The organism is Streptomyces dysideae, assembly GCF_001514305.1.
Classification (GTDB): Bacteria; Actinomycetota; Actinomycetes; order Streptomycetales; family Streptomycetaceae; genus Streptomyces; species Streptomyces dysideae.
This window is the reverse complement of the sequence record NZ_KQ949113.1, coordinates 26,616-44,035: the sequence shown is the minus strand read 5'-3', so window position 1 is coordinate 44,035 and position 17,420 is coordinate 26,616. Positions and strand designations below refer to the sequence as shown.

Annotated in this window: 19 protein-coding genes; 11 read left to right on the top strand and 8 right to left on the bottom strand. The window is 71.8% G+C overall.

Translation table 11 applies throughout. The features are described 5' to 3' along the window. Positions 1-74 precede the first annotated feature (74 nt). A complete protein-coding gene (locus tag AQJ91_RS40095) occupies positions 75-1,325 on the top strand; it encodes an alpha-L-fucosidase (RefSeq protein ID WP_199848148.1) in 1,251 nt (416 codons plus the stop codon). A gap of 361 nt (positions 1,326-1,686) precedes the next feature. Here AQJ91_RS40095 and AQJ91_RS40090 read toward each other — a convergent pair whose 3' ends face one another. Continuing rightward, complete coding sequence (locus AQJ91_RS40090; RefSeq protein ID WP_067032375.1) at positions 1,687-2,835, bottom strand: ATP-grasp domain-containing protein; 1,149 nt, start codon at positions 2,833-2,835, stop codon at positions 1,687-1,689. A gap of 276 nt (positions 2,836-3,111) precedes the next feature. Here AQJ91_RS40090 and AQJ91_RS40085 point away from each other — a divergent pair, with 276 nt between their 5' ends. Together AQJ91_RS40085 and AQJ91_RS40080 are read left to right on the top strand one after the other, a co-directional pair. Further along, entirely contained in the window at positions 3,112-3,972 is an 861-nt protein-coding gene (locus tag AQJ91_RS40085) for a metallophosphoesterase family protein (protein WP_067032372.1), read from the top strand. After that, the gene (locus tag AQJ91_RS40080; protein ID WP_067032369.1) at positions 3,969-4,649 is read left to right on the top strand and encodes a 4'-phosphopantetheinyl transferase family protein; all 681 of its coding nucleotides are present in this window, start codon (positions 3,969-3,971) and stop codon (positions 4,647-4,649) included. The genes AQJ91_RS40085 and AQJ91_RS40080 overlap by 4 nt, the downstream gene beginning before the upstream one ends. A gap of 15 nt (positions 4,650-4,664) precedes the next feature. Here the strand turns inward: AQJ91_RS40080 and AQJ91_RS40075 are convergent, their stop codons facing one another. Then, positions 4,665-4,892, bottom strand: a complete 228-nt coding sequence (locus AQJ91_RS40075) for a hypothetical protein (protein ID WP_067032366.1) — start codon at positions 4,890-4,892, stop codon at positions 4,665-4,667. Positions 4,893-5,113: 221 nt separating this feature from the next. Between AQJ91_RS40075 and AQJ91_RS40070 the strand changes: the two genes are divergently transcribed. Beyond that, on the top strand, positions 5,114-6,157 hold the full coding sequence (locus tag AQJ91_RS40070) for an alpha/beta fold hydrolase (RefSeq protein ID WP_067032363.1): 1,044 nt from the start codon (positions 5,114-5,116) through the stop codon (positions 6,155-6,157). 12 nt (positions 6,158-6,169) lie between these two features. On the opposite strand, the gene AQJ91_RS40065 is transcribed toward AQJ91_RS40070, so the two are convergent. Together AQJ91_RS40065 and AQJ91_RS40060 are read right to left on the bottom strand one after the other, a co-directional pair. After that, on the bottom strand, positions 6,170-6,694 hold the full coding sequence (locus AQJ91_RS40065) for a toxin-antitoxin system, toxin component (RefSeq protein WP_067032360.1): 525 nt from the start codon (positions 6,692-6,694) through the stop codon (positions 6,170-6,172). 90 nt (positions 6,695-6,784) lie between these two features. Continuing rightward, positions 6,785-7,435, bottom strand: a complete 651-nt coding sequence (locus AQJ91_RS40060) for a helix-turn-helix domain-containing protein (RefSeq protein WP_067032357.1) — start codon at positions 7,433-7,435, stop codon at positions 6,785-6,787. Positions 7,436-7,658: 223 nt separating this feature from the next. Between AQJ91_RS40060 and AQJ91_RS40055 the strand changes: the two genes are divergently transcribed. The 7 genes from AQJ91_RS40055 (at position 7,659) to AQJ91_RS40025 (ending at position 13,963) form a co-directional block, all read left to right on the top strand. After that, entirely contained in the window at positions 7,659-8,318 is a 660-nt protein-coding gene (locus AQJ91_RS40055) for an MmyB family transcriptional regulator (protein WP_067032354.1), read from the top strand. A 126-nt stretch (positions 8,319-8,444) separates the two neighbouring features. Beyond that, positions 8,445-9,596, top strand: coding sequence for an NAD(P)/FAD-dependent oxidoreductase (locus tag AQJ91_RS40050; RefSeq protein WP_067032351.1), 1,152 nt, complete (start codon positions 8,445-8,447; stop codon positions 9,594-9,596). After that, complete coding sequence (locus AQJ91_RS40045) at positions 9,593-9,895, top strand: (2Fe-2S)-binding protein (protein ID WP_067032348.1); 303 nt, start codon at positions 9,593-9,595, stop codon at positions 9,893-9,895. Before AQJ91_RS40050 ends, AQJ91_RS40045 begins: the two co-directional genes overlap by 4 nt. Continuing rightward, positions 9,888-11,288: an FAD/NAD(P)-dependent oxidoreductase gene (locus tag AQJ91_RS40040; RefSeq protein WP_067032345.1), complete on the top strand. Its 1,401-nt coding sequence runs from the start codon at positions 9,888-9,890 to the stop codon at positions 11,286-11,288. Before AQJ91_RS40045 ends, AQJ91_RS40040 begins: the two co-directional genes overlap by 8 nt. A gap of 31 nt (positions 11,289-11,319) precedes the next feature. After that, positions 11,320-12,213, top strand: a complete 894-nt coding sequence (locus AQJ91_RS40035) for a dihydrodipicolinate synthase family protein (protein WP_067032342.1) — start codon at positions 11,320-11,322, stop codon at positions 12,211-12,213. Positions 12,214-12,224: 11 nt separating this feature from the next. Next, positions 12,225-13,226: a proline racemase family protein gene (locus AQJ91_RS40030; protein WP_067032339.1), complete on the top strand. Its 1,002-nt coding sequence runs from the start codon at positions 12,225-12,227 to the stop codon at positions 13,224-13,226. Between the two features lie 44 nt (positions 13,227-13,270). Continuing rightward, a complete protein-coding gene (locus AQJ91_RS40025; RefSeq protein ID WP_067032336.1) occupies positions 13,271-13,963 on the top strand; it encodes a GntR family transcriptional regulator in 693 nt (230 codons plus the stop codon). A gap of 16 nt (positions 13,964-13,979) precedes the next feature. Here AQJ91_RS40025 and AQJ91_RS40020 read toward each other — a convergent pair whose 3' ends face one another. Genes AQJ91_RS40020 through AQJ91_RS40005 form a run of 4 tightly spaced genes read right to left on the bottom strand, consistent with a single transcriptional unit; the run spans position 13,980 to position 17,344 of the window. Continuing rightward, positions 13,980-14,792 carry an ABC transporter ATP-binding protein gene (locus AQJ91_RS40020; RefSeq protein ID WP_067032333.1) on the bottom strand — a complete coding sequence of 271 codons (813 nt, stop codon included), beginning with the start codon at positions 14,790-14,792 and terminating at the stop codon, positions 13,980-13,982. Positions 14,793-14,812: 20 nt separating this feature from the next. Beyond that, positions 14,813-15,592: an ABC transporter permease gene (locus tag AQJ91_RS40015; RefSeq protein WP_067032330.1), complete on the bottom strand. Its 780-nt coding sequence runs from the start codon at positions 15,590-15,592 to the stop codon at positions 14,813-14,815. Then, positions 15,589-16,362: an ABC transporter permease gene (locus AQJ91_RS40010; RefSeq protein ID WP_067032327.1), complete on the bottom strand. Its 774-nt coding sequence runs from the start codon at positions 16,360-16,362 to the stop codon at positions 15,589-15,591. The genes AQJ91_RS40015 and AQJ91_RS40010 overlap by 4 nt, the downstream gene beginning before the upstream one ends. Positions 16,363-16,375: 13 nt before the next feature. Continuing rightward, the gene (locus AQJ91_RS40005; RefSeq protein WP_067032324.1) at positions 16,376-17,344 is read right to left on the bottom strand and encodes an ABC transporter substrate-binding protein; all 969 of its coding nucleotides are present in this window, start codon (positions 17,342-17,344) and stop codon (positions 16,376-16,378) included. Positions 17,345-17,420 lie beyond the last annotated feature (76 nt).

The window sequence follows — 17,420 nt, the reverse complement described above, 5'->3', positions numbered from 1 at the left end:
CGGGGCGGGCGCGCACACCGCGCCCGCCCCCACCCCCCACGTGAAGTCCCCTTCTTCCGCCGAGGAGTTCAGCCGTGCCCATGCAGCCGTGGTTCACCGACGCCAAGTTGGGGATCTTCGTCCACTGGGGGATCTACGCCGTCGACGGCGTCCAGGAGTCCTGGTCGTTCTACGACGACATCGTGCCGCACGACCAGTACATGTCCCAGCTCGACCGCTTCACCGGCGCGAAGTACGACCCGCACGCCTGGGCGAAGCTCTTCGCACGCGCCGGCGCCAAGTACGCCGTCCTGACCAGCCGCCACCACGACGGCGTCGCCCTCTGGGACACCGCGTACGGCGATCTCAACCTGGGCCGCGACCACATCACCGGCTACGCCGACGCCCTGCGCGAGGAGGGCCTCAAGGTCGGCCTGTACTACTCGCACTCCGACTGGAACCACCCCGACTACGCCACCACCCGCAAGCCGGGCCGCCCGCCGGAGATGGAGGACAACCGCTACTCCGAGTGCTCCGCCGAGGACGAGGACCTCGACGCCTGGGAGCGTTTCATCGCCTACCGCGACGGCCAGATCCGCGAACTGGCCTCCCGCTACCGGCCCGACCTGATGTGGTTCGACGGAGAGTGGGACCGCAGCGAGGAACAGTGGCGGATCCCCGAACTCGCCGCGCTCATCCGCTCGTACAGCCCCGACGTCGTCTTCAACGCCCGCATGCTCAGCGAGGGCGACTACGCCACGCCGGAACAGGGCGCCCCCATCGAACCCCCCACCGGCCCCTGGGAGTTGTGCCTGACGATCAACGACTCGTGGGGCTTCCAGCACAACGACCACAACCACAAGTCCCTGAGTCAGCTGATCAGCTACTTCACGGAGACCATCGGCGGGGGCGGCAACCTGCTCCTGGACGTCGGCCCGATGGAGGACGGCACCATCCCGCAGCCGCAGGTCGAGCGTCTCGAAGGCCTGGGGGACTGGATCGCCGGGCACGCCGACGCCGTGTACGGCACCGTGCGGGGACTCCCGGCCGGGCACCACTACGGGCCCAGCACCCTCTCCGCCGACCGCCGCACCCTCTATCTCACGCTGTACGACATCCCGCGCGCCGAGATAGGCGTCCGCGGCCTGGTCACGCCGGTCCGCAAGGTCACGGTCCTCGGCACCGGCACCGAGCTCTCCCACCGTGTCGTCGGCGGCCTGCACGAGGCCGTCGGCGTCCTCTGGATCGCCCCGCCGACCGCGGCCGACCTCGATCCGCACGCCACGGTGCTCGCCGTCGAACTGGACGGCGAGCTGGACCTGTACCGCGGATCGGGCCGCTTCTGACAGCGCGACAGGGCTTCGGGCCGATCGGTCGCCCCCGTACCACCGACCGACCGATCCGAGCCCCTTCGCTTCCCCCGTGTTCCCCCGTTGTCTTTCACTCTTATGAGCGCGCGGGCAGCGCCCTGATACACCCCCACGCGAAAGGAATTTCCCCCCGATCAGGTCACAGGTACCCGTCCCGTCCGTGGATCCGCTCCCGCCGGGCTTCCCTGCGGGAGCGGGCGAACTCGGTGAGGGGAGAGCGGAAGGCGTACAGGGCGTAGACGACAGAGTCGTCGACCGGGGCCGAGATCCGGGAGCCATGGCTCGGGGTCCCGTAACGCCTCTTTCGGCTCGGTACGCCCGCCGGCCCGCCGCCAACCTAAAGGGGCAGCACCTGAGCCGCAGCACTCCCCACGGCGTTGACTGACGACGCCGGTTCAGCGGCCGCAGGCGCCGGTACCACGGGCAGCGTGGCCGTTGCCTCCGCCCGCTGCTGCGGCAGCGACACCGCTCGCAACGGCCGCGGCCCCGACACCACCGTGTAGTCCTGCCCGAGGAACGGCGGCACGACCTCACCGGGATCCTCGCCGAGCGCCAACTGCACAGCGGCCCAAGGGGCGTTGACGCCGCACAGGGACAGCTGGTGCAGTCCGCCGGCCGGGCGTGTGTTGACGTCCATCAGGACCGGCGTCTCGCCGAACATCCGGAACTGGATGTTGGACAGGTAGTGCAGCCCGAACCCCTCCGCGATCCGCCGCGCCGGCTCCAGCCACTGCTCGTGCAGCGTGAACCCACGACGGCGGCCGTTCTTGGTGCGGCCGATCGCCAGCCGGACCCGGTTGTCGGGCCCGGTGAGGCAGTCCACCGACACCTCCGGCTGCTCCAGCCGCGGCATGACCATCAGGTCCACCGGCTCGTCGGCCTGCCGCAGCGCTTCCACGACCAGGTCCAGCTGGACGTAGGGGGTGGGGAACCCGTTGAGGTGCGTGAGCGAGAAGGGGGCGCGCGTGACGACGCGGAAGCCCACCCCGCCCGCACCGGACGCCGGCTTGAAGCACGCCTTGTGCCCGCCCGCCTCCAACTCCTCGACGGCGGCGACAAGTTCGTCGGCCGTCCGCACTCGCCACCACGGCGGCACGGGCACGCCGATCGCCTGCACGGCCTCGTACGCGATCACCTTGTCGTGGAAGACGGCCACGGCCTCCGGTGGCGGCGCCAGCAGCGCCGTGCCGACCGCCTCGAAGTCGGCGCGGTGCGCGACGATCGCCGACTGGTGCAGCCGGGGCACGAACACGTCGATGCCGCGGCGCTGGCACTGGTCGAGGGCGTACTCGACGTACGCGGCGGGGGACAGGCCCTCCGGCTCGAGGTCGGCGGTGTCGGCGGCGGCCAGCACGGGGGAGTCGGCGTCTCCGTGCGTCGCATGGATGTCCACGGCGCGATCACTGGGATTTCGTCGCAGCTGATCCATGAAGAAGACGTTCTCCGCGTACGTGCGGTTGAGCCAGACGCGTACGCGAGAGACCATGCAGGCCGCCTTTCACGGTTCGCGGGCAGGGCAGAGCAGGCCCGTGCCCGGGCAGGGTGGTTGGAGGGACACCAAACCGCCCCGTGCGAAGGGAGGTACATGGCGGTGGTGTTGGGGCGATCATACGGCTTCGGCAGGGCGCCGCGTGCAACGTGCGTGTTACGGATTCCCCGATCATGACCGCCCGGGACCGCCGCCCTGACGTGATCAGGACTTGTACCTGCGGCGCACCCTGTGTTGTCGTGGTGGTATTCGTGTGTTCGAAGGGGGCGAGAGGTGACGTCGACGGTCGGCGGTGCCGGACAGCTGCTGGCCGTCAGCGACCTGCACATCGGCTACGAGGAGAACCGCGCCCTCGTCGAGAAGATGCGGCCCGACTCCGACGACGACTGGCTGCTCGTCGCCGGTGACGTCGCGGAGACCGTGGCGGACGTCCGCTGGGCCCTGGAGACCCTCGCCGGCCGCTTCGCCAAGGTCGTCTGGGCCCCCGGCAACCACGAACTGTGGACCCACCCCAAGGACACCGTCACCCTGCGCGGCGCTGCCCGCTACGACCACCTGGTCGCGATGTGCCGGGAACTCGGCGTGACGACCCCCGAGGACCCGTACCCGGTCTGGGACGGCCCCGGCGGCCCGGTCGCCGTCGCACCGCTGTTCCTGCTGTACGACTACACGTTCCTGCCGGCCGGCTGCACGACCAAGGAACAGGGGCTGGAGTACGCGCACGGCACCGGCGTCGTCTGCAACGACGAGTACCTGCTGCACCCCGACCCGTACCCCACCCGCGAGGACTGGTGCCGGGCCCGGGTCGCCGAGACCGAGCGCCGGCTCGCCGCCCTGCCCGACGACCTGCCGACGGTCCTCGTCAACCACTATCCGCTGGACCGGCACCCGACCGAGGTCCTGTGGTATCCCGAGTTCGCCATGTGGTGCGGCACCCGGCTCACCGCGGACTGGCACCGCAGGTTCCGCGTCGCGACCATGGTCTACGGCCACCTCCACATCCCGCGGACCACCTGGCACGACGGCGTCCGCTTCGAGGAGGTGTCCGTGGGATACCCCCGCGAGTGGCGCAAGCGCCCGGGCCCGCCGGGACAGCTGCGCCGCATCCTGCCCGGGGAGGACGGCACCCGGTGATCGAGGAACTGCTGCCGGACGCGGTGGTGACCGTGGAGGCGTACGGCCACGACGGACCCGGCAACGCCGTCCTCTATCCCGAGGAGGAGGCGATCGTGGCGCAGGCGGTCGCCAAACGCCGCCGAGAGTTCGCCGTCGTACGCTCCTGCGCGCGCCGCGCCATGGAGAAGCTCGGCGTGCCCCCGCGGGCGATCCTGCCCGGCGAGCGCGGCGCCCCGCAGTGGCCGGCCGGCCTGGCCGGCAGCATGACCCACTGCGACGGCTACTGCGCCGCCGCGCTGGTCCGCGACACCGACCTGGCCTCCCTCGGCATCGACGCCGAACCCCACGAGCCGCTCCCGGACGGTGTCCTGTCCGCCGTCTCGCTGCCCGCCGAGGCGGACCGGCTGCGCCGGCTGGCCGGGGTCCGGCCCGACATCCACTGGGACCGGCTGCTGTTCAGCGCCAAGGAGTCCGTCTACAAGGCGTGGTTCCCCCTCACCGGCGAGTGGCTGGACTTCGCGGAGGCCGACATCGACGTCTTCGCCGACCCCGGCGACGGGCACAGCGGCGGCTTCCGCGCGGAACTCCTCGTGCCCGGCCCGTGGGTGGGCGAGCGGCGGCTCGGCCACTTCACGGGCCGGTGGACGGTACGGCGGGGGCTGGTGGCGACGGCCGTGAGCGTGCCGCACGCCTGAGCCCCCGCGCGCCCGCTACGGCTCCGGGCACCAGCTCTGCAGCAGCCGGAAGAACTCCTCCTCGTTCCCGGCCAGTCCCGCGTCCGCCAGCGCCTGTTCCGCCTCGGCGAGCACGGAGGGCGGGACCACCGGTGGTCGGCGGGCTCCGGGAGGGCCGTCGAACGCGGCTCGTACCGTGTGCATCAGTCTCAGGTAGGCCTGGACGGCGGTGCGCTCGCGGTCGGTCAGTACGGCGGTGGGCATCGGTCGGCTCTCCCCAAGTCGGCGTCGTCGGTGCCGCCCCGCAGACGGGGGCGCGTCTCCAGCTTGCCGCCCACCACTGACAATCGGGTCCGGCTACGCATCGGTTCGCCCGCTTAGCGGAGGCGAAACCTCCCCGAAATCCCTTGTGGGAAAGCGGTCCTAGGCTGGAGCGAAGGGCTTTCGGCCGCGTCCGCGCGGCCCTGCGAACGGGAGGCGAGTGCGTGGTCGACGTCCCGCCACGGCGCCCGGTGCGCGCCGTACGGCTGCGTCCGGTGGGCGACGGAGAACTGGAGCTGCAGTACCGCGTCGTGCACGGTTACCGGCGTGCCTTCCGCATGGCCGGTGAGGGTCCCGCGCTGGTGCTCATCCACGGCATAGGGGACTCCTCCGACACCTGGGCCGAGCTGATCCCCGACCTCGCCCGCACCCACACCGTGATCGCCCCCGACCTGCTCGGCCACGGCGCCTCGGACAAGCCGCGCGCCGACTACTCGGTGGCCGCGTACGCGAACGGCGTCCGCGATCTGCTCACCACCCTCGGCATCGAGTCGGCGACCCTGGTCGGGCACTCGCTGGGCGGGGGAGTGGCGATGCAGTTCGCCTACCAGTTCCCCGAGCGCACGGAACGCCTGATCCTGGTCAGCGCGGGCGGCGTCGGCCGCGAGGTGAACCCCGTGCTGCGGCTGGTCTCGGTGCCCGGCGCTCATCTGCTGCTGTCCACGCTGCGGCTGCCCGGCATGCGGCTCCAAGTCGGCCTCGCCGTACGTCTGATGCGGCTGCTGGACACCGACCTCGGCCAGGACGCCCCCGAGCTGCTCACCCTGGTGGACGCGCTGCCCGACGAGACCTCCCGCAACGCCTTCATCCGCACCCTGCGTGCGGTCGTCGACTGGCGTGGCCAGGTCGTCACCATGCTGGACCGCTGCTATCTGACCGAGGGCATGCCGACCATGCTGCTGTGGGGCGACCGGGACAGCGTGGTGCCGGTCCGGCACGCCTACGGCGCCCACGAGGCGATGCCGCACAGCCGGCTGGAGATCTTCGGGGGCGCCGGCCACTTCCCCTTCCACACCGACCCCGCCCGCTTCGTCTCCGCCGTCGAGGACTTCACCAGCACCACGTCGCCCGCCGACTGGAGCCGCGACCACTGGCGGGAACTCCTGCGCGAGGGCCGCCCCGGCACCGCAGCGGGCCGGCCCGACACGCCCCGCACCCGGGCGGTGGAACGCGACCTGAGAGAGGCGAGCGAACGCAGCGCGACCTGACCCGCGGGCTCCTCAGCCCTGCGGTCCCAGGTACCCCAACGACGCCTCGATCCGCCCCGCCAGATGGTCCCGCTGTCCGCGCACCGACGAACCGGCCAGCCAGGTACGGCACTTGCTGGCGAGGAGCAGGCCGAAGCTCTCCGCCTCCTGCTCGTCGGCGAGGTCGAAGCGGCTACGGGCGGCGACCTTGCGGACGGTCGCCTGGAGGTCGGCGCCGTCGCAGAGCAGACGGGTGGCGACCGCGGCGCCCTCGACGTGATGGCCGCAGTGCCCGGCCTTCATGTGCCACAGCTCATGGCCGAGGATCACCAACTGGTGGTCGGGCGCGGTGCGTTCCTCGATCACGACGAGGTCCTGGTCGGCCATGTCGAGCCACAGCCCGCTGGCGGTCCCGGGCGGGAAGGCGGCCGTACGGAAGTGGACAGGGCGGCCGCGGCGTCTGCTCATGGCGTCGCACAACGCGCCGTACAGCTCCTCGGGCCGCGCCGGCGCGGGCAGCGGCAGCTCCGCGACCAGCTCGCCGCACAGGCGGCGCATGTCCCTACCGATGCCCACAGTTCTCCCGTTCTCCCCCGCGGATCAAGTCGTGGATCAAGTCGTAGATCAGAGCGCTGCTCACGGCGCGGATCACGACTCGGGCCGCTTGACGCTCTCCAGGAGCATGTCCAGCCACTCGGCGACCTTGTCGCGGTGCTGGTCGGTGGGCAGCTGGGCGGCCCGCCAGGCGATCCCGCGCACGCCGTGGTCCTGGAGCAGCCGCTCGAGCGGGTCCTCGGCGGCCGCGGCCGCCTCCCGCTCGGCGACCCGCTGCAGCAACTCCTGCTCGGAGCGCTGCAGCGCGCCCGCGAGTGCCTCGGGGTCCTCGGCCGTGAGGAAACCGGCGTGCACACGGAAGAACCGCTGGATCGCGTCGCAGTGCTCCATGGTGGGGCGCCGGTCGCCGTTGATGAGGGCGCCCGCCTGCTGCCGCGACATGGCCGCTCCGTCGGCGATCTCCTGCTGGGTGTACTTGCGCCCGTTGGGCTTCAGCCGGGTGCGGCGCAGCAGGTCGAGGCGCTGCAGGAAGCGCGCCTGAACATCGGGCTCGCCCGCCGGCCGGCCGCTCAGCAGGGCCTTGACCACGGGCTCGGGGACGCCGGAGGCGACGGACAGGCGGCCGGTGTCGAAGACCTCCGCGTGCGGCACGCCGAGCCGGTCGGCGAGCGCGGCGACGCGGGCTACGACGGCCGGCAGCGCGGCCGACCCCGTGGCACCCGGACCCTCGAAGCCTTCCGTCACCGACAGAACTCCTACGTCTCTCACTGGCTTCTCACCGGCGGTTGCCGTGAACCCGACGGAGATTACCGGGTGGTTCGAACTCACATCCAGGTCTCGCCACAACTGTGGCCAATTTCAGCCGTCAACAGGCATGAAATGCCACGATAGTTGACACCACTCGCGTCCGGGCAGCAGGATCAGGGCGCCGCGTGAAGGCCGCATAGGCAAGAGGGGTGACCTCCCGATGGCACATCAGGCAGGACGGCGGCGGTCCGTACCGCGGCCGGTCCCCGAGAGTCTCGAGACGCAGGCGTATCTGCAGGACTACGCCACCCTTCTGGAGGCCGTCCCCTTTCCGTCCGTCGTGCTCGACCACCGCTGGGACGTCGTCCTGGCCAACACCGCTTTCGCGTCACTTTTCGGCGGTGTCGGCCCGCATCCGACGGCCATGCCCGGCGACAACTTCCTCAGATTCGTGCTCTTCCACCCGGACGCGGGCACGGTCCTCGGCGAGCACGAGTCCAGCTGGTGCCTGCCGATGCTGGCCCACTTCGCCGCCGCCGTGGAGCGCCACGGCCACGACCACGGGCTGCAGGCCATCCGCCGGGACATCGCCCAGGACCCGATCATGGAGGCCGCCTACCGTTACGGCCTGCCGCACTGGATCAGCGCGGTCGGCGAACAGGCCGTGGCCCACGACGGCGCCGTCCGTCCGCTGCTGCACCCCGACCCGCGCTGGGGTGCCACCGACTGCCGCGTCGTCGACGAGACGCCCGCGACCCTGCGCGAGCTGGGCTGCACCCGGCTGACGCTGGTACTGCGCGAAACCCGCCGTACGCCGCCCAGGCCCCGCGGGCCGCGCCGCGCCGCCGCCCATCTGAGGGTGGTCCCCGCCTCCGAGTGACCGCGCGGCTCCACGGCCGACGTCGTTGCCCTCGACGTGCCTCCGCCGGAAGAACCACGCGCGGTGTCGCCGCCGCGCGTGTGCGGTGGTGTTCCCAGCGAGAGAGGCATGTGACATAGTACTGGTGTGAGCAAGCGACTGACCTGCGATGTCGTGGTCGTCGGAGCCGGAATGGTGGGCGCGGCCTGCGCTCTGTACGCGGCCCGGGCGGGCCTCGACGTGACCCTCGTGGACCGCGGTCCGGTGGCCGGCGGCACGACCGGCGCCGGGGAGGGCAATGTCCTCGTCTCCGACAAGGAGCCGGGCCCCGAGCTGGACCTCGCGCTGCTGTCCGGGCGGCTGTGGGCCGAGCTGGCGCGGGAGTTCGGGGACGCCGTCGAGTACGACGCGAAGGGCGGCGTCGTCGTGGCCTCGTCCCCCGGCGGACTCACGGCCCTGGAGCGGTTCGCCACGGAGCAGCGCGCCGCGGGAGTCGTCGCCGAACCCGTCGCGGGCGACGTCCTGTACGACCTCGAACCCCATCTCGCCCCCGGCCTCCCGGGCGGCGTCCACTACCCCCAGGACCGCCAGGTGATGCCCGCCCTGGCCGCCGCCCACCTCGCCCGCGCCTCGGGCGCCCGCCTGCTCACCGGCCACACCGTCACAGGCGTACTGCGCGGCCCCGGCGGCGCGGTCCGCGGTGTCCGCACCGACCGGGGCGACCTCCACGCCCCCGCGGTGGTCAACGCGGCCGGCACCTGGGGCGGCGACCTCGCCGCACTCGCCGGCGTCCACCTCCCCGTCCTCCCGCGCCGCGGCTTCGTCCTCGTCACCGAACCGCTGCCGCGCAGGGTCCACCACAAGGTGTACGCCGCCGACTACGTGGCCGACGTCGCCAGCGACTCGGCCGCGCTGCAGACCTCACCGGTCGTCGAGGGCACGGCCGCCGGCCCGATCCTCATCGGCGCGAGCCGCGAACGCGTCGGCTTCGACCGGTCCTTCTCGCTGCCGGTCGTACGGGCGCTGGCGGCGGGCGCGACCCTGCTGTTCCCGTTCCTGTCGGACGTCCGCGCGATGCGCTCCTACGTCGGCTTCCGGCCGTATCTCCCCGACCACCTGCCCGCCATCGGACCCGACTCCCGGGTCCCCGGCCTGTACCACGCCTGCGGACACGAGGGCGCGGGCATCGGACTCGCCCCCGGCACCGGCCACTTGATCGCCCAGGCGCTCACGGACAAGACCCCTGAGCTGGACCTGACGCCGTTCCGCCCCGACCGCTTCCCCGAGGAGGCCGCGTGAGCTCCCCCCTGCATCTGGCCCAGGCCGAGCCGGGCCCCGCCTTCAGGGTCACCCTCGACGGGCGTGAGATCGAGGCGCTGCCCGGCCAGACGGTCGCCGCCGCGCTCTGGACGGCCGGTGTCACCTCCTGGCGCACCACCCGCGACGCGGGCCGCCCGCGCGGTGTCTTCTGTGGCATCGGCGTCTGCTTCGACTGCCTGGTGACCGTCAACGACCGCCCGAACCAACGTGCTTGCCTGCTGCCCCTGCACCCGGGCGACGTCATCCGCACGCAGGAGGGGACGGGCCACGATGACTGACCGACCGCACCTCGCCGTGCTCGGCGCCGGCCCGGCGGGCCTCGCCGCGACGGCGGCCGCCGCGTCCCACGGCGTCCGGGTGACACTGCTCGACGCGGCGACGCGGGCGGGCGGCCAGTTCTACCGTCAGCCCGCCGCCGAGCTGCGTGCCCGCCGCCCGCAGGCCCTGCATCACCAGTGGCGCACCTGGGAGCGCCTGCGGGACGGCCTGCGTGCGTACGTAACGGTAGGCGCGGTACGGCACTTGACGGACCATCACGTCTGGTGCGTCGAGCGTCGCCCGTCCGGCGGCCTCACCGTGCACGCCCTCCTCGGACCCGAACAGGAGGACCCGGTCGAGATGCGCGCGGACGCCGTGGTGCTCGCCACCGGCGGCTACGAGAAGGTCCTGCCCTTCCCCGGCTGGACCCTCCCCGGTGTCGTCACCGCGGGCGGCGCCCAGGCCATGCTCAAGGGCACCCTCGCGCTGTCCGGCCGCACGGCGGTCGTCGCGGGCACCGGGCCCCTGCTGCTGCCGGTGGCGACGGGCCTCGCCGCGGCCGGCGTCGAGGTGCCGGCGCTGGTCGAGTCCGCCGACCCGAAGGCGTTCGTACACCGGACCCGCGCGCTGGCGGCGCAGCCCGGCAAGGTCGCCGAAGGCGCCCGGTACGCGGCCCAGTTGCTGCGCCACCGCGTACGGCTCCTCGCGCGGCACACCGTCGTCGAGGCGCACGGCACCGACCGGGTGGAGGCCGTGACCGTCGCCGCGCTCGACGCCGACGGGCGGGTCAGGCCCGGCACCAGCCGCCGTATCCCCTGCGACACCCTCGCCGTCGGCCACGGCATGCTCCCGCACACCGACCTCGCGGAGACCCTCGGCTGCCGCCTCGACGGCACCGACGTCCACGTCGACGACGAACAGCGCACCGACGTGCCCGGCGTCTGGGCCGCCGGTGAGACGACCGGCATCGGCGGCGCGGCCCTCTCGCTGGCCGAGGGACACATCGCCGGACGCTCGGCCGCGGCCCGCCTGCACGGCACCGAACCCGATCCGCGCGCGTGGGCGGCGGCCGCCAAGTCCCGTACCCGGCTGCGGGAGTTCTTCGCCGCCCTCGGCACCGTGTACGCACCGCCCGCCCACTGGACCGAGCAGATCACCGACGACACCGTGGTCTGCCGCTGCGAGGAGGTCACCGGCGGCACGGTCCGGGAGGCCGTCGCGGAACTCGGCGCCGGGGACGTACGGACCGTGAAGCTGCTGACGCGGGCCGGGATGGGCTGGTGCCAGGGCCGGGTCTGCGGGCCCGCGGTCGCGGGGCTCACCGGGTGCGGACTCACACCGTCCCGGAGGCCGTTCGCGCGGCCGGTGCCACTCGGCGTACTGGCCCGGGCCGGAGAGCACGAGGACCAATGAAATGTCACACCTCATGGAGAGGGATCCTCGAATGACTGTTGAGCACCGCCCCTGGCGCGGCGTCCTCGTCGCCACCGCGCTCCCGCTGAACGACGACCTCACCGTCGACCACGACAAGTACGCCGAGCACTGCGCCTGGCTGGTCGAGAACGGCTGCGACGGCGTCGTACCGAACGGCTCCCTCGGCGAGTACCAGGTCCTCACCCCCGAGGAGCGCGCCAGGGTCGTCGAGACGGCCGTGGCAGCCATCGGCGGCGCCCGCGTGATGCCCGGCGTCGCCGCGTACGGTTCCGCCGAGTCCCGCCGCTGGGCGGAGCAGGCCCGCGACGCGGGCTGTACGTCCGTGATGCTGCTGCCGCCGAACGCGTACCGCGCCGACGAGCGCTCCGTCCTCGCCCACTACGAGGAGGTCGCCCGGGCGGGCATCCCGGTCGTGGCGTACAACAACCCCATCGACACCAAGGTCGACCTCGTCCCCGAACTGCTCGCCAAGCTGCACGGCGAGGGGTACATCCGCGCGGTCAAGGAGTTCTCCGGCGATGTCCGCCGCGCCTACCAGCTCGCCGAACTCGCCCCGGAACTCGACCTGCTGATCGGCGCCGACGACGTACTGCTGGAGCTCGCGGTCGCCGGGGCCAAGGGCTGGGTGGCCGGCTACCCGAACGCGCTGCCCGCCGCGAGCGTCGAGCTGTACCACGCGGCCGTCGACGGCGACCTGGGCACGGCCAAGAAGCTGTACGAGCAGCTGCACCCGCTGCTGCGCTGGGACTCCAAGGTCGAGTTCGTGCAGGCCATCAAGCTGTCGATGGACATCGTCGGCCGGCCCGGGGGACGCTGCCGTCCGCCACGGATGCCGCTGCTGTCGGAGCAGGAGGCCGCGGTCCGCTCCGCCACCGAGAAGGCCGTCGCGGCAGGGCTCGCATAAGGAGGCTGGTCATGCGCAGCAAACTCGTCCTGCACGCCGTCGACTCGCACACCGAGGGCATGCCCACCCGGGTGATCACCGGCGGGATCGGCACGGTCCCCGGCGCGACCATGAACGAGCGGCGGCTGTACTTCCGTGAGCACCGCGACGACATCAAGCAGCTCCTGATGAACGAGCCGCGCGGCCACTCGGCGATGAGCGGAGCGATCCTCCAGCCGCCGACCCGCCCCGACTGCGACTGGGGCGTGATCTACATCGAGGTCTCCGGCTATCTGCCGATGTGCGGGCACGGCACCATCGGCGTGGCCACCGTGCTCGTCGAGACCGGCATGGTCGAGGTCGTCGAGCCGGTCACCACGATCCGGCTCGACACCCCGGCCGGCCTGGTCGTCGCCGAGGTGGCGGTGGAGGACGGTGCAGCGAAGGCGGTCACCCTCAGGAACGTCCCGTCCTTCTCCGTCGCCCTCGACCGCAAGATCACACTGGCCGACGGACGCACGGTGACATACGACATGGCATACGGCGGCAACTTCTACGCCATCCTGCCGCTGGACCAGTTCGGCCTGCCCTTCGACCGCTCCCGCAAGGACGACATCCTCAAGGCGGGGCTGTCCCTCATGGAGGCGATCAACGCCGAGGACGAGCCCGCCCACCCCGAGGACCCGTCCATCCACGGCTGTCACCACGTCCACCTGATCGCACCCGGCGCCACCGCCCGCCACTCCCGGCACGCGATGGTGATCCACCCCGGCTGGTTCGACCGCTCACCCTGCGGCACCGGCACCAGCGCGCGCATGGCGCAGCTCCACGCCCGCGGCGAACTGCCCCTCGACACCGAGTTCGTGAACGAGTCCTTCATCGGGACACAGTTCACCGGCCGCCTCCTCGGCACCACCGAGGTCGCCGGCCGCCCCGCCGTCCTGCCCAGCTTCACCGGCCGCGCCTGGATCACCGGCACCGCCCAGTACCTGCTCGATCCGACCGACCCGTTCCCGGCCGGATTCGTCCTCTAGGGTGACGGATATCGCGTGACATTGCACAGCTAGGAGACACCCCCATGGCCGCCCAGCGCACCAGCGCACCGTCCACCGCTGCCCCGGCCCTGCCCATCCTGGGCGGCAAGAAGAGCAGCTACCGGGAGCGGGTCGCCGACGCCCTGCGGGCCGCGCTGATCGCCGGGGAGCTGCGCCCCGGCGAGGTGTACTCCGCCCCGACGCTCGCCGCCCGCTTCGGCGTCTCGGCGACCCCGGTGCGCGAGGCCATGCTGGACCTGGCCAAAGAGGGCCTGGTCGACACCGTCCCCAACAAGGGCTTCCGGGTCACCGCCGTCTCAGAGAAGCAGCTCGACGAGTACACGCACATCCGCGCCCTCATCGAGATCCCCACCGTCGTGGCGCTGGCCCGGACCGCCGACCCCGTCTCCCTGGAGGCGCTGCGCCCGGCCGCCCGGGAGATCGTCCAGGCCGCGGTCTCCGCCGACCTCATCGCCTACGTCGAGGCCGACACCCGCTTCCACCTGGGCCTGCTCGCCCTCGCGGGCAACGCCCACCTCGTCGAGGTCGTCGGCGACCTGCGCAAGCGCTCCCGCCTCTACGGGCTGACCGCCCTCGCCGAGGCCGGCCGCCTGCTGGCCTCCGCCGAGGAGCATCTCGAACTCCTGGACGCGCTGACCGCCCGCGACGAGAAGGCGGTCCACGAGGTCATGACCCGGCACATCGGCCATGTGCGGGGTCTCTGGGCCGCCAGGTAGGGCCACGTCACCAACCTCAGGTGACGCTTCTCGCGGGGGATCCCGGCTCGGCCTCTCCGCGCTTCGCCGCCTGGATCTGCTCGTACACATGGGTGCGCAGCTCGGCGAAGCGCGGGGCGACCCGCGTGTGCAACTGGTCCCGTTCGTCCGGCAGATCGACCTTCAGCTGCTCCTGGACGACGGTGGGGGAGGCGGACAGTACGATCACCCGCTCGCCGAGGTAGACGGCCTCGTCGATGTCGTGGGTGACGAACAGGATGGTGATCCCGCGCTCCCGCCACAGGCCGCGTACGAGGTCCTCCAGATCGGCGCGGGTCTGCGCGTCGACCGCCGCGAACGGTTCGTCCATCAGCAGGACTTGGGGCTCGTAGGCCAGGGCGCGGGCGATGGCGACCCGCTGCTGCATGCCGCCGGACAGCTGCCAGGGATACGCCCCGGCGGCGTCCGCGAGCCCGACCGACTCCAGGGCGTCCCGGACCAGTTCCCGGCGCTGCGTCCTGCTCATGTTCTTCTGCTTCAGGGGGAGTTCGACGTTCTCCCCGACCCGCATCCACGGGAACAGACTCCGCCCGTACTCCTGGAACACCAACGCCATCCCGGGCGGCGGGCCGTTCACCTTCCGTCCCTCCAGCAGGACTTCGCCGCTGGTCGGCGTGAGCAGCCCGCCCATGCACTTCAGCAGCGTCGTCTTGCCGCAGCCCGACGGGCCGACGAGACAGACCAGTTCGCCGGTGTCGACGGTGAAGGTGAGGTCGCGTACCGCCTCGACCCGCCGTCCGGATCCCTCGTAGACCTTCTGCAGGCCGGATACGTCAAGAAGCGCGTGCATGGACCGTCCTTTCGTGATGCTCACGGGGACCGCCGGGAGGAGGCGCGCAGACCGTGGTACCAGCCCAGGACCCGCCGCTCGACCAGCTGGAATACGACGGACAGCAGGAAGCCGAGCAGACCGAGCACGAGGATGCCGGTCCACATGTCGGGGATCGCGAAGCCGCGCTGGAACTGGACGATGGTGAAGCCGAGTCCGTTGCTGGCGGCGAACATCTCGCTGATGACCATGAGGATGATGCCGATCGACAGGGCCTGGCGCAGGCCCGCGAAGATCTGCGGGCTCGCCGAGCGCAGGACGAGGCTCCGCAGCCGGGTCGTGCCCGTGATGCCGTACGAGCGTGCGGTCTCCGTCATCACCGGGTCCACGGCCCGTACGCCCTCGACCGTGTTGAGCAGGATCGGCCAGACACAGCCGCTCGCGATCACCGTGACCTTCATGGTGTCGCCGATGCCCGCGAACAGCATGATGACCGGCACCAGCACCGGCGGCGGCACCGCCCGCAGGAACTCCAGCACCGGCTCGCACACCGCCCGCACCCGCCGGTAGGAGCCGATGACCGTGCCGAGCGCCACCCCGACGACGGCCGCCAGGGCGTAACCGCCCGTCAGTCGCAGCACACTGGGCAGCACGTCGTCCTTGAGGCGCTCGCCCGTCCAGACGTCCGGGAAGGTCTCCAGGATCGTCCGCAGCGGCGGCCAGTACACGTCCGTGCTGTCGTCGGACGTCACCCACCAGCCCGCGACCAGCAGCACGGGCAGGGCGATCACGAAGGCCGCCCGCAGCAGTACCCGCCTCACACCGCCACCTCCCCGCGCACCGACTGGTGCCAGGCCAGCGCCCGCCGCTCCACCGACCGCGCGCCCACGTTGATGAGCAGGCCCAGCAGTCCGGTGACCACGATCAGCGCGTACATCTCGGGCACGGCCTGCGAGGCCTGCATGACCCCGATGCGCTTGCCCAACCCCGGGGCGCCGACGATGAGTTCGGCGGTGATGGCGAGGATCAGCGCGACCGCAGCGGCCAGCCGGACGCCGGTCATGACGTACGGCAGCGCGGTCGGCCACAGCACATGCCGGATCCGCGCCCAGGTGCCGAGACCGTACGACCGTGCCGTCTCGTCGGCGACGGGGTCGACGTCCTGGACGCCGTACAGCACCTGGATCAGTACCTGCCAGAAGGAGGCGTACACGACGAGCAACAGCACCGAGCGCAGTTCGGTGCCGTACAACAGCACCGCCAGCGGGATCAGCGCGACCGACGGGATCGGGCGCAGGAACTCGATCGTGGAGGCCGTCGCCTCGCGGAGATAGGGGACGACCGAGACGAGGACGCCGAACGCGATCCCCGCGACCGCCGCGATCGCCAGGCCCAGCGCCCAGCCGGTGAGGGTGTCGCCGAGGGCCGTCCAGAAGGTGCTGTCGGACAGCTCGTCGGCGAAGGCCTCCGCGATCCGGCTGGTCGGCGGGAAGTATGCCTCCTTGACCAGGCCGAGCCGCGGTACCGCCTCGCCCAGGGCGAGGAAGGCCGCGAGCCCGGTCGCACCGAGTGCGATGTTCGCGCCCCTCATGCGTTTCCGCCTCTCACGGCAGCAGCTTGTCCAGGTCCGGCGTCGTCTTGAAGAGGCCGTCCTCCTCGCCGAGCTTCATCAGCGTCTCGATGGAGGCACGGTTCGCCTCGGCCGGCCACTTCGGCAGGGTCACCTGCTCCAGCACCGTCGCCGGGATCTTCGTGTACGTCGTGACGATCTGACGGGCCTCGTCCGGGTGGGCCTCGGCGTACGCGAGGGACTCGGCTGTGGCCTCCCGGAACCTCTTCACCACGTCGGGGTTCTGCTGCTCGTACTGCTGCGAGGTGAAGTACATGGCGACCGTGAGGCCCGGGGCGGCGTCGACCAGGGGCGAGGCGATCGCCACACCGCCCTGGCTCTTGATCGTGGCGGTCGCCGGCTCGACCACAACCGCGGCGTCGATCTGCCCCTGTTCGAGGGCCGCGGGCATCTGGTCGAAGGCGAGCTCGACGAGCTTCACCTTGTCGGGGTCGCCGCCCGCCTTGCGCACCGACTCGCGCACCACGGTCTCGTTGATGTTCTTCAGGGTGTTGATGGCGACCTTCTTGCCCTCCAGGCCCTTCGGAGACTTGATGGCGCTGCCCTTCTTCACCATGAGGGCGTTGAAGTCCTTGTCCGGCACGCCCGTTGAGGCGATGCCGTTGACGACGGCCTTCACCGGGACGTTGTTGGACTGGGCGACCATCAGCGAGGTGACGTTGGAGAACCCGAACTGGTACTGACCGGAGACCACGGCCGGCACGATCGCCGCGCCGCCCTGAGCGGTCGTCAACTCCAGCTTCAGACCGCGCTTTTCGTAGAAGCCCTTCGCCTGCCCGAGGTAGAGCGGCGCGACATCGACGATCGGGATCAGGCCGACCTTGACCGTGGTGGTGCCGCCGGACGACGCGCCCGCGTCCGACGAGGGGGCGTCGGACGAGCCGCAGGCCGTCGCGACGAGCAGGACAGCGCCGGACGTGAGACCGGCGACCAGGCGACGCATGGCTCCTCCTGTACAGACAAACAACGGGTGCAGCGATGTTCCGACAGGTTGTGCGCAGACCGCACAGTAGTGCTCA

Coding starts and splice junctions, on each gene's coding strand:
- AQJ91_RS40090 (WP_067032375.1), bottom strand. CDS start 2,835: ATGGTCTCTCGCGTACGCGTCTGGCTCAACCGCACGTACGCGGAGAAC.
- AQJ91_RS40075 (WP_067032366.1), bottom strand. CDS start 4,892: ATGCCCACCGCCGTACTGACCGACCGCGAGCGCACCGCCGTCCAGGCC.
- AQJ91_RS40065 (WP_067032360.1), bottom strand. CDS start 6,694: ATGCGCCGCCTGTGCGGCGAGCTGGTCGCGGAGCTGCCGCTGCCCGCG.
- AQJ91_RS40055 (WP_067032354.1), top strand. CDS start 7,659: ATGGCACATCAGGCAGGACGGCGGCGGTCCGTACCGCGGCCGGTCCCC.
- AQJ91_RS40040 (WP_067032345.1), top strand. CDS start 9,888: ATGACTGACCGACCGCACCTCGCCGTGCTCGGCGCCGGCCCGGCGGGC.
- AQJ91_RS40035 (WP_067032342.1), top strand. CDS start 11,320: ATGACTGTTGAGCACCGCCCCTGGCGCGGCGTCCTCGTCGCCACCGCG.
- AQJ91_RS40030 (WP_067032339.1), top strand. CDS start 12,225: ATGCGCAGCAAACTCGTCCTGCACGCCGTCGACTCGCACACCGAGGGC.
- AQJ91_RS40025 (WP_067032336.1), top strand. CDS start 13,271: ATGGCCGCCCAGCGCACCAGCGCACCGTCCACCGCTGCCCCGGCCCTG.
- AQJ91_RS40020 (WP_067032333.1), bottom strand. CDS start 14,792: ATGCACGCGCTTCTTGACGTATCCGGCCTGCAGAAGGTCTACGAGGGA.
- AQJ91_RS40010 (WP_067032327.1), bottom strand. CDS start 16,362: ATGAGGGGCGCGAACATCGCACTCGGTGCGACCGGGCTCGCGGCCTTC.
- AQJ91_RS40005 (WP_067032324.1), bottom strand. CDS start 17,344: ATGCGTCGCCTGGTCGCCGGTCTCACGTCCGGCGCTGTCCTGCTCGTC.